Source organism: Xenorhabdus stockiae, from assembly GCF_002632825.1.
GTDB classification, from domain to species: domain Bacteria; phylum Pseudomonadota; class Gammaproteobacteria; order Enterobacterales; family Enterobacteriaceae; genus Xenorhabdus; species Xenorhabdus stockiae.
The window spans coordinates 17,055-28,128 of the sequence record NZ_NJAJ01000041.1; the positions used below are offsets into that span (position 1 = coordinate 17,055).

Annotated in this window: 14 protein-coding genes; all 14 read right to left on the reverse strand. The window is 47.9% G+C overall.

Annotated elements, in window-relative coordinates; translation table 11 throughout:
* Window positions 1-2: 2 nt before the first annotated feature.
* From Xsto_RS17205 to Xsto_RS17270, 14 genes are read right to left on the reverse strand one after another with little or no spacing between them, the layout of a single operon-like run.
* On the reverse strand, window positions 3-1,460 hold the full coding sequence (locus Xsto_RS17205; RefSeq protein WP_099125863.1) for a DUF3383 domain-containing protein: 1,458 nt from the start codon (window positions 1,458-1,460) through the stop codon (window positions 3-5).
* A 9-nt stretch (window positions 1,461-1,469) separates the two neighbouring features.
* On the reverse strand, window positions 1,470-1,955 hold the full coding sequence (locus Xsto_RS17210) for a phage neck terminator protein (RefSeq protein WP_099125864.1): 486 nt from the start codon (window positions 1,953-1,955) through the stop codon (window positions 1,470-1,472).
* A complete protein-coding gene (locus Xsto_RS17215) occupies window positions 1,943-2,323 on the reverse strand; it encodes a hypothetical protein (protein ID WP_211284340.1) in 381 nt (126 codons plus the stop codon). Before Xsto_RS17215 ends, Xsto_RS17210 begins: the two co-directional genes overlap by 13 nt.
* Window positions 2,316-2,885, reverse strand: a complete 570-nt coding sequence (locus Xsto_RS17220) for a hypothetical protein (RefSeq protein WP_099125865.1) — start codon at window positions 2,883-2,885, stop codon at window positions 2,316-2,318. Before Xsto_RS17220 ends, Xsto_RS17215 begins: the two co-directional genes overlap by 8 nt.
* 1 nt (window position 2,886) lies before the next feature.
* Window positions 2,887-3,348 (reverse strand): DUF4054 domain-containing protein, encoded by a 462-nt coding sequence (locus Xsto_RS17225; RefSeq protein ID WP_206602263.1) that lies wholly within the window; start codon window positions 3,346-3,348, stop codon window positions 2,887-2,889.
* Between the two features lie 9 nt (window positions 3,349-3,357).
* Window positions 3,358-3,675: a hypothetical protein gene (locus Xsto_RS17230; protein WP_099111584.1), complete on the reverse strand. Its 318-nt coding sequence runs from the start codon at window positions 3,673-3,675 to the stop codon at window positions 3,358-3,360.
* Between the two features lie 55 nt (window positions 3,676-3,730).
* On the reverse strand, window positions 3,731-4,723 hold the full coding sequence (locus Xsto_RS17235) for a DUF2184 domain-containing protein (RefSeq protein ID WP_211284341.1): 993 nt from the start codon (window positions 4,721-4,723) through the stop codon (window positions 3,731-3,733).
* A 9-nt stretch (window positions 4,724-4,732) separates the two neighbouring features.
* Entirely contained in the window at window positions 4,733-5,218 is a 486-nt protein-coding gene (locus Xsto_RS17240) for a structural cement protein Gp24 (RefSeq protein WP_099111583.1), read from the reverse strand.
* 9 nt (window positions 5,219-5,227) lie between these two features.
* The gene (locus tag Xsto_RS17245) at window positions 5,228-6,409 is read right to left on the reverse strand and encodes a DUF2213 domain-containing protein (protein WP_099125866.1); all 1,182 of its coding nucleotides are present in this window, start codon (window positions 6,407-6,409) and stop codon (window positions 5,228-5,230) included.
* Window positions 6,410-6,423: 14 nt separating this feature from the next.
* The gene (locus Xsto_RS17250) at window positions 6,424-7,227 is read right to left on the reverse strand and encodes a phage head morphogenesis protein (protein ID WP_169926673.1); all 804 of its coding nucleotides are present in this window, start codon (window positions 7,225-7,227) and stop codon (window positions 6,424-6,426) included.
* Window positions 7,184-8,737 (reverse strand): DUF1073 domain-containing protein, encoded by a 1,554-nt coding sequence (locus Xsto_RS17255; protein ID WP_099125867.1) that lies wholly within the window; start codon window positions 8,735-8,737, stop codon window positions 7,184-7,186. Before Xsto_RS17255 ends, Xsto_RS17250 begins: the two co-directional genes overlap by 44 nt.
* Window positions 8,738-10,087, reverse strand: a complete 1,350-nt coding sequence (locus Xsto_RS17260) for a PBSX family phage terminase large subunit (protein WP_099125868.1) — start codon at window positions 10,085-10,087, stop codon at window positions 8,738-8,740.
* Window positions 10,084-10,521 (reverse strand): terminase, encoded by a 438-nt coding sequence (locus Xsto_RS17265; protein WP_099125869.1) that lies wholly within the window; start codon window positions 10,519-10,521, stop codon window positions 10,084-10,086. The genes Xsto_RS17260 and Xsto_RS17265 overlap by 4 nt, the downstream gene beginning before the upstream one ends.
* A gap of 9 nt (window positions 10,522-10,530) precedes the next feature.
* A complete protein-coding gene (locus Xsto_RS17270) occupies window positions 10,531-10,953 on the reverse strand; it encodes a hypothetical protein (protein ID WP_099125870.1) in 423 nt (140 codons plus the stop codon).
* Window positions 10,954-11,074 lie beyond the last annotated feature (121 nt).

The window sequence follows — 11,074 nt, forward strand, 5'->3', positions numbered from 1 at the left end:
CCTTACTGAACATTGATAGAGGGAAGCGTGACCTGCTGTACACTGCCACCGTCGGCATACCAGAGCTTCAACGGCAAAGAGCGGCGAAGTCCGCGTGTCTGCGCAGTCGCTTCACCAATGCGCAAGCACCAGCCCTCGGTTTTGATTTGGGTCGCGGCATCAAAGCCCGCCTCATTGTTAATCTGCTTTTTCTGCTGCTCTGACAATGCAATCCCGCGTTGGATAGCACCAAAGTTCAGCATCTGGTCAATCGGGTCTTTGATAGCCGCACGGTGAATAGCTGCGCCGTTATCGTTGTAGGGAATGCTTTTGAAGTTCGCCAGCATGGTCATGAGCGCAAGCTGCAACTGGCTGTTCAGATAGATCTGATTAACGTAGCTGTCCAACCACTTGAACTTACCGGATATTGATCCCGGATAGGCAAAGATAAAGCGGTCATTCGCCGTACCGTAAGCTCCATAGAAATTGAATTTCAGGCGCAGTAACTCATCCGCCAGTGCTTTGTCATTGACAGAGGGTTTCAGTCCTTCCTGACGACGGAAAGCAAAGTTAGTCCGTCCGTTCAGCTCATCAAAGCTCAGGCAGGCCGGATAACCACAGACAAAAGCGCCGTGCGTGTGGTCGCCAAACATCAGGTACGTGCCGCCTATATCCGATTCGATAATGGTGTTAGAGATAACTTCCAGTACGACTTTCTCACTGCTGTCGGAGTACAATACATGGAGATAACGATCACCTTGTAATGTCACCCATTTAGCAATCGCTATTTTCTCGTCCGTACTGAAATTACCAAGTGCCATTACCGAGACAAAATTGCTGGTTTCTTTGGTAATACGGGGCAGCAGTTCTTCAATGGTATCGGCATTAATACCGTCGTTTTTCTGTGCGCCTGTGTCTTCGCTCAGGCCCATGTAATCGGCTAAATCCCCGGAGCCGAATCCAATCGTACCGTCGCTGCCTTTCTTTGCGCCCTCAATGGAGAAGGTGCGACTGCCAGAGTCATATTTGCAGATACCGGCTTTCGCAAGTGAGGCTGAGACCGCTTCTGCCAGTGCAGAATAAGACTTGATATTGTCAGACGTAATAGTGACCACCTGACGTTTCCCGTCAATCTCCAGCGCCAGCCCTTGCGGAACGTGGTTAAAGTTACGGACGGGCATTTTGCTGCCTACCAGCTTAGCGGGTTGGTCACTGGTCATCATGGAAGCGATATACAGTGTTTCAGGCTGGGCTGTGGAGCCGACAAAGCCCGCAAAATACACCTGCGCCGCTTCATGCTCTTTAGATTTTGTACCAAAGATATCAGCGACCTGTTCAGCATCGCCAAAGGCTTTCACGCCCAACATCGCATTAGGCGTTTGTTTGGTAATAAACAGCGCGTTCAGTGCCAGAGGATTTCCGCCCGTGCCAACGACACCGGGCAGGACACTGACAATGTCACTTGCCGGAATAGTGTTCATGGATATTCCTTAAATAGAGTTGAGATCGAGAGAGAATGCATCAGTGTTATCCACTGAATAAGTGATTTCAGGGTTGTATTGCAGTTTCACTTCAAGCATCACGCGGTTTTCATACTGGTTCGCTTCGTTGACCAGCACCATTTTTCGCGGTGCCTCACTGTAGAGGGGCTGGCATTTTTCGAGCCGAGCCGTGGTATAACTGGACTGCCAGAGGTTAGCGACTACCCTTGCCCGTGAGTCAGCCTCCTCGCCGTAAAAATCCAACTGCATGGACAGCTCGACAGAACGCTGTGCTGTGATGGTTGAGGCCTCGTGATGGTAGTAATTAGCGGTATAGTCAATATCGCGCTCAAACAGAACGTGCATCACAATACCGCTTTTAGGCACTGGCACGTCATTCTGATACCCCTGCATCACCTCACACGAAAACAGGGCAATAAGGTACTTTCGAACCCCCGTAAAGATATCGTCATGCGTGACTGTTATTGTCGCCATAGCAGCACCTTGACCCATGTCGGGTAAGATTCAATCACCTTGGTGACATTCCACTCAGAGACTTCATCTTCTCCGTAAGCGGCGAATTTCATCCGGTCAGAGCCTTTCTGTTTGGTGCGCCGGATGGCGGAGATTTGCCCCCGGGCATAAGCATAGATGTACTGACCTTGCTGGTTAATTACGCCCAAATGCTCTAAATCCTGCGTACTGAGGCTTTGAAGCTGTACGGTGATGTCATGCTCGATGTATTCGAGGGCTTGCTTACCGGAGTCAGTCGTCTTGTATCCCTTATTTTCCAACAAAACAGCACTGATATTCGGGTTAACGGTGGTAATGAGGTGATTGGCAATGCCCCTGACATCAATCATCATTCACCTCATAGCCGAATGAGCGTGACAATTGGCTTGTATCCACCAACGGATGATTAAAGCCTTTCTTCGCTACTGTGGATGGGCTATTAGGCGGCTCCGCCCATGACAATACAGATGATTGCAATTCATCCACAATTCGCTCACCCAACCGGGACATAGCCTGTTTGACATCACCGCCATCGCGTTTAATGTCTTTTGCCAGTACACCAGACCATTCTTGCTTGCCATTCGCCAAAACGGTTCTAAAGAACGGACGAGGGGGAATATTGATGGTATGCGCTGGAACAGAGTGATCCGTGGCGAAATTGGATTTTGAGGCTTTAACAAAGCGCCCTTTACTGGCGAAAGCGCCGTCTGGATTCATTTTGCGGTAGATTGTGGTCGTCTTTTCAGGCACGTTAATCGACGCACCGTACTCATTGAGATAACCTACCGTGGCAACAGGTGTACCATCAGAATACGTTGCCGATTCGAAAATCCCGGCCTTTAGCTCAAGGTTGCTACTTTCCAGATATTTACCCAACACTTTCTGTAAGGATTCACTTAACTTATTGGTCATATCACCTCCTGACACGAATGGGCATCTGACCTATGACATAGAGGAATGAGCGGTAACGTGCGGTAAGTTGCCAATATTTCGCCCCGTAGGGAGTTTGGGTATACCATTTCTCCGCATCGGATGTCGTGCCGTAATCCAAAGAGACAGATACACTGCCTTCGGTCGCACTGGATGCCCTGCCAACGGCACTATTGCCTGCATCAAGGGTATTTTGCAGCGTAGCCATATGCGCCATCAGTAGGTAAAGCAACATCTCACGCTCTTTCAGGTTCTTGACACAACTGGACTTCGTGTTGTTTAACAGCATGGCAGCTTCCACGAAATACATATCCAACTGCTCATCAGTGGCCTGAATGCCAGGGTAGATTTTCCGCCATTTGGGAATATCCAGGCTGACGACACCATCATCAGCATTATTTTTTGCCTGCTGGTTTAGATAGGCTATCTGTGACATTCTGCCCATATTGCCCCCTTAAGATGCTGGCTCAACCTCTTTCACCTGCTCAGGCTGAATGCGCTCAGTGCCGGATTTGGTTTTCTGCTTCTCTTTGGCTTCGGCTTTCGTACTGGCTTCCTGCTCATGGGCAAAAATCAGGCCATTGACCACTAGATCTCGACCTTGATTTTCAGTCAGCCACGCTTTCCAGAGTTCCGCATCAACACCGTAAGTCAGTCCGAAGCCATGTTCATCAACCACATTGCGGGCAAAGCCATTAATGATGACCTGCTGCTCACCCACTTCCAGATAGAGGCCATTCGCCAATTTACACGCGATAACTACCGTAGACATATTTCACCTTTGAAATAAAAAACCGCCCGCAGGCGGCTGAAAATGATAACGAGACTCAGGACACCAGCATCGAAGCGATAAACTGTGGACGATAGACCACCGCCCCGAAAGTACCCTGTGAGCGCTTCTGTTTCCAAGAGGACGTTTCCTGTACCATCGGATGTACGCGCATTTTCTCAGTAAAGCCCAAATCCAGAGTTTTCTGGCCTTCATACTCCTCCACAACCAGTCTCACCAACTCACCCGCACTGGTTGCCATCTCAGGGATGCTGATGACTTTCAGGTTAGGGAAGTTCTTTGTTAACTGGTCTGAAACGTTAACGTTGTACTGGTTGGTTTTGGTAAGCTGGACTTCCATTTCGGGTGACAGCGTCATCTTCATAGCAGTATTGCGATCAATCAGGCCGCTGGTTTGCTTAACCAATTGCTGATAAAGCTTACGGATAGACTCATAAACCCCTTCACCATCCAGTTTCTCCCATGATTGGGAAGCGATATTCGGCAATAAGCCGGGGTCATTCAGGTAACCGTAGTTTTCCAACCCAGCAACACCATAGAGATACGTCTTGTTCTGGAACTTATTCAGGGTCAGTACAGCAGCTCGCTGTTTTGCTGAGGCCCAGTCCAGTTTAGCCGCACCTGCCATCTCCATTTCTCTCTCACCCACGCGGACAAAAGTCTGGTAGTGATACGGCTGGCGACTAGGCCAGTTGACGTTAACGCCTGTCAATCCGTTATTGTTATAGTCGCCATAGGTAGAGGTTTCACCCGTTGCCTCAACGACAGGAAAAGCGGTTGTTTGAGTCAGCCAATCGCCCCGCTTGACCTCCTGAAAGGCTTCCGCCATACGCATCGGCGTAACCAAAACATCAATGACTTTCGGATCAATGAAGGTGGTAAATAGTGACAAGATACCGGCGTTTGGCGCTGTCACCATCGCGCTATCCATTGCCATATGGCGATTCTGGTTAGTCAGTTCCTGTACCTGATAACCTGTGTTAAATACGACACCTGCGCGTCGTTCCAATGCATTTAAATTCAATGGCATGATTTTTCCTTACAGAGAACTGGACATTTTAGTCAGGCCAGAAGTCACCGTCTTTGCTACACGGTAAGGCGTAGCCTCAAATGCTTTATCATTCGGGTCAATGGTATCGACGGCTTTTGCTTCGCCTGTGTTGACATCGGCGACAATAAACTGCCCCAGCCTTCCGCCCTCAACCAGATTGACGAGGTAATCACCGCCAGACATCAGAGTGACTTCTCGCCCTTTAGGAATGACCATTGATGCCTCAGCGCCGTACTGGTCGATGATTGCCTGATTGTTGCGATGAACGAACCCTAGGATTGAGCCAGATGTTTTAGTGTTTAGCACCAATCCCTTATCGTCAGCCCACGCAAACAGACCCACGATAACCCCCGTAGAACCGGCCTTGAATTGCCCTTCACCGGCCACTACGGAGAAATGCGGGTTGGCGGAAGCAAAATCACCGGCTACTCCAATTGGCAGGTCGTTATTCATTCTTGTTTGAAAACCGCTCATGATGTCTCCTTAACCGAAACGAGCTGTTAATGCGTCATCAGCAAATGAATCATGATCCATTGCGACACTAGGTTTTGCTGCTGATGTCTGATTACTCAGTAGCATACCGACCATTGATTTGTACGCGCTGGTATGAATACCCGTAGTATCAATGCCTTTCTGCTTCAGTGCGTAGCCGTAAACCTGCTCAGCACTGTCCATTGCCACCACGCCTACCAGCGGCTTAACATCTTCACGGGCTTGGAACAGCGCAGTCACACGTTCAACTGCACGCTGTTCAATCATAGCGGCATCCATCGCGGGTTTATCGTCCTTGTCTTTCTCATCTTTGGCTTTATCGTCCTCATTATCTTCGGCGCCTTTCTCCTCAAGATGGTTATCCTTAGCACCTTCCGGTTTACTGCCACCTTCAGGGGCTTTAGGGTCGGTATCTTTTGCACCTTCGGGCTTCTGCTCGTTATCATTGGCATTCTTAATCACATCAGGATCGCTATCCTGTGCTAATTGTGATGTTACTGCCGTGATAACGGCTCTCAGGCTTTCTTCTGATAAATCAGCATCCATAGCCAGTGCTTTTTTGATTTGTGCGGCAATAATCGGACTCGCACCTTTCTTCAATTTCATCTCTGTCTCCAAATCGACTGTTTGATGGTCTGCTACAATTGCGTCTCGCCCGATCCTACCGCGCTCGACTAAAGCAACGTGGTTCCCGTAGATGTTTCTCATTACCCCGTCATAAGGTTGCCCTTCGAACTCTCCGGCGGTCATATCAGGTGTATAGCCATACCCAGCCGACAGCTCCTGCATTTTCCGGCTTTCAATGAGATCAATGGCGTAACCGTCCCACACGCATAAGTCGCCATACAGCACGCCATCTTCAAAGGAGATGTCAGAGCCGATAGCACCGATGGTGTATTCTTTCTGAGGTTTATCTGAATCGACGGGGATATGTTTAATGAGAAGCTGTTTCTTGCTGAATGTTTTTGCTGCTCTTTCCAGTTCCTGAGGGTCTCGCAGTAAGTAATACACCCTCTCTGGTTCTAATCCCATACCTTGATAGTTCGGGATTTCCTGCCCCCTATAGGGGTTAATAGCCGCCTTTGACAGAATGGTACGTTCGACAATTAAATGCCCATTACCATCTTTACTGCGCATTGATCTATCAAAGGCCAGCTTATCCGTCATTGGCATAGCGGCCTCTTTGTTTAAAACGGTAATATCGCCTTACTGCCACATCGACAGTTAATTGCCTGACCGGGCAATACCCATTCACCATCAAGATATAACCCTTTATTGATGTCGAACTCCTTTCCGTGAGCAGTTAAATGTGACGGTCTCGGCTGTTTCCCAGCGTGGGAATGAATCCAGATAGCCTTGGTGATACCCAGCTCTTTACGCCTTGACTGCTCGATAACCGCATGGGCTTTTGCAGACTGGTCACGGGCAATGAGTTTTGCCCGATTTCGTGTGACATCAAAATCATGCTGTAGGTTTTGGGTCAGGGAAGCGAGGTCGTATCCGCCCGTCACAGACTGCCAGACGTGCTGCTGAACCTTACCGAGATACTCAATGCCAATAGATTTAATCAGCCCGACATTCTCACCCATCACTGCTCTGAGTGCGTTCAGCGTGTGTTCGTTATTCTGCATTCGGACAGTAAACCCGTGTTTCCGAAGCAAAGAGGCAAACCGGACATCGAAATTACCCACCGTCTTATCAACGAACTCTTTGGCAACCTCCTGAGATAAGGTATTCAATCGGGTATTCCATCTATCAATCTGATAATCAATTATGTGAGCTATCCAGTCCGAAATACCATCCTGAGCCAATTCTACCTGCGCCTTTTCCCTGAATTCACGCACCAGAGCCGTGTCCACTTCCCTTCGAATGGTCTGAATAATGTCCATCAGGGTGTTGTAGTAGCGGTTTTCAATGGCAGTGCTTGGCTTAATTTCCGGCATGACATTATGACCGGGCGTTATCGGTCTCAGCGTCGTCTTGGTTGCCATAATCAGGAACTCCGAACGGTGGCGGGATTATCTTCTTCGGATCGATAAATCGCAGCGGGTTATCTTCATCAGCGGCAACATATTGCCTGGCTTCTTCGCCATCAATAACCCCTGACTGATGGTAAATTTGCACCATCTCCGCTTTGGATTTCTCTGTCGCTGCCCGCTGTTCATCGGTCAATTGGTGCAGTGAGTTGAACTCAAAATAAAGCCCTTCATCAATAGCCCCGAACAGGTGAAGCTGAAGCAATTTCAGAATGATAGTCATCTGTGGCAGTAAATGCGCGCTTTGTAATGAGGCGATATAATCGGCATAAACCCGTATCTCACCATCGCTACTGGCGTTCAGACCACTAGGAGTAATACCCAACAATTTAACCAGCGGCGTATGACTGGGCGCTGCCATTTGCTCCTGCGCTTGTCTCTGTAGGGCATCCAGCCCGGAGAGTGGCGTATTAAACTGAAAAAACTCTTCCTGATTCTTATCAAGTAACATCAGGTTACGGTTATCACGGTACAATGAGAACATGGATGCCCTCATCTTAATATCCGCACCATCCTCACCGTTTAAGATCCCCTGCATGTTGGTCGCCAGTCCTGTCAGCGAGAAGGAGTGAATCAGCTCACTGATAGCATCCGTAGTACGCTGCCACCTTTCCACGTAAGGCTTCATCAACTGCAACATACTCACGCCGCTGAAGTTATAAGCCGGCTTTAGGATATCAGACACAGGCCGCATGATTAATGTCATGAGCCGGTCAGCATGAACTTCTTTACCCAACACGAACCACTGAGATGGCTTGAAAAAATCATCTGCCATCGGATCATGAGCATTATACAGACTCGGTGTTGACCAAATAGGCTCAACCAGACTAAACCCCTTAAGAGTGCCTTGCTTAATCCCTGTGGAACTGATAACCAAAGGCAAGCTGGTTTTGTCTTCATGCCCCTGAATATCAATAAATAACTGAGAACGACCGAATATCATTTCATTCTCAATGTGCTTTCTCATCAGGTCACGGATTTTTAACCGCTCCATTTCAGCAGTAATAGTGGCTATCTTGTCTGTTTTATCCTCGCCATCATTCACCTTTCCGCTACTGCGCGCTTTGACCTCCCCCCATTCCCGTGTCATCTCTTTGGCTGTGGTTTCAGGGACACTGCGATAGTCACTGGACTGAGACATCACCGCCAGAGTGGGATAGCCGATAAAGCCGGTATAGAACTGCGGGGCAAAGTTTGCGTATTCATACACGCCATTACAGGCGCTATCCATTGCAACCGGCGCTGTTTTCCCAGCGGGAACGACAGCAGGATGAATGGCAGGCGGCTCAATTTTGACTAACTGCTCTGAAGGCTTTCCTTCCTCCAGCATCTTCTCCAACGTGCGCTCGTATACTCTTGCCTGTTCCAGCTTTTTTTGAGCCTGCTCAGTCTTGGCTTTTTCAATAGCTAGCTCGCGCTCCAGCTCTAACAGGCGCTGCTTTTTATCAGATTTAAACCAGTTCATTTAGATACCCATCAGAGCATTAGGATTGATGCGAATACCTGCGTTAACCGTGGCGAAAGCCATAATGAACGCATCCGCTTTGTTAGGGCTTGGAATGCCGCGCTTTTTCATGTCTTTCTTGCTTTCGACTTTGACGCGTCCGTTGTTGTCATAGTCAATTTGAGGGCGTGATAATTCCGCCTTGAGATATGCAAGGTCTTTCATTTCTTTTGATAGGCTAATTAGTTGATCTACCGGGAACTTGTCACCGTGTTCAACCGCTCGCCAAGTGTTATAAAAACGGTTAGCCACTATCATCCATTGCTGGGCTTTGAGATTGGCAAACATGTCTTTATTGGTTTTGCCGGGCATATATTGGCTATCGGGGTTCTCGACAGACGCTCCCGCATTGAACCCCACCGTCCGGACTCGTTGATCCTTGCGGTTGAATTGCGCTTTAACACCTGCCCCTACACCAATACTGTCAAAGATGACCGTATCAACACCGTTCCTGAATGCGTAATCATAGGCTTTATCAGCGCTATAGATAACATCCTGACCTCGCCACTCGTCGACCTCAAGCGCAACAGAGCCATGCCTTAAAACAGTAGCATTAGCATCTTCCCCATCATCAGCCACATCAAATCCAACAGACTTCCGCCCTGTTGCTTCAAACCCAAGCTTAATATGCGCATCCACTGCCGCTTCAATCCATGCGGGCTTGATGATTGCCAGTACGGAATCAGCAACCGGCTCACCTTCCCATATATGCCGATAGAGATCGTAATCACGTATCTTGCACTCTTCCATTTCCTGTTTAAGCACTTCAGGAAACCACGGATTTTCAGACCAATTGACTTTAAGCGCGATGCTGTCTTTTTGTGGCTCAACAATGAATCGCTGATAGGTATCATCCAGAATGTTCTTCGGGTTAAACGATACCCAAATTTCAGAATTAGGCTTTCGGATGGTAGGGATTAAAATATCCCAGCTTTCCTTTGTTACCGCCTCTGCCTCTTCCATCCAGCAGATATCAATCCCTTCGAGCGATTTAATTTTGGTGGTATTGTTTTTGATGCCGTAGAACATGAATTCAGAATTCGTTATCAAATGCCGAATAGATTTTCGCTGTATTTCAAACTCGTTCTGATACCCTTCACGGTAAATGGTATCCTCAAGCAACTTAAGAACAGAGTCTTCAATACTGTTCTGTAATTCACGCCCACAAAGGAATCGATAAACACCACGCCGGGCAATCTCTATCAACAATCGGGCGATTGACCATGATTTACCACTCCCTCGCCCCCCATAAGCAATCTTATAGCGTGCCGGGCTGATAAAGGGTCGAAAAACAGGGTTGATTTGTGTCATTGCTCATCATCAAAGAGTTTTTTCAGTGGTGGAAGGACATGGACATCAACAGCACCCTCGACGCCATGATCAATCTTATCCCGCCAGTTATCCTTCTGCCGGTTCTTGAGCCAGAATATTGCGGCGGTGGTGTCGGGTGGGTAATGTTTAACAGTAGGCGTAATCACAATCTTACCCTCAACCACCCTAATATCATCCTCTGCGTGCTCATAGCCCGTTGCCCTATGGAAGAGCTTTGCAGCCACCTCGCCGTCAGCAACCTGTTTCCCCTTTTTTAAGGACTCCAGAAACTCAGGGTGATCATGCTTCCAGTTATTTAATGTGGACTCGCTGACCTCGAAAAAATCAGCCAGTTCCTTATCGGTGTAGCCCAACAAGCACAATTTGCGTGCCTGCTCGGCATACGCCTCTTGGTATTTAGTTGGGCGTGCCATGTCCTTTCCTTATTCAGTCACTGCATAAGACTTGATACTGTTCACTTGATTGAGAGGAATGGTGATAGAGTCAATCCCGCTGGCATTTTGATAGACGGTTAAATAGTCACCATTGCGTGGATTGAATGGTACTTCGTATTGGCTATAACCAGTGATAATTTCATTTTTTGTGAATATTTTAATTTTCCAATACCTGAAGAATTTTGGTCTTTTCGTATCCTGTTGAGTGTCGCTACCAATGCGACCAGTTTTTTCTTCATCCTTTATTTTTATTGCCAAATCGAATCCAGATATACTTATATACTTACTGTTGCATTCTGTGACATGCTTTGTTCCCCATAAATTAGAATAAATAACTGGCTCGGTTTGTATATCCCGCTGTTTTAGCGAGACCACACCCGCCCAAAACTTACACAAACCTCTATCAAGCACCCGTTTTAGGATGCTTTGCAGAATTTTGTATTTTGGTAATTACTCTAAACTTATCCCGTTGTAACTCTCTGGTAGGGTCAGTGTTCCATACTCATCTTGAACGCCGATATCAGTCAACATG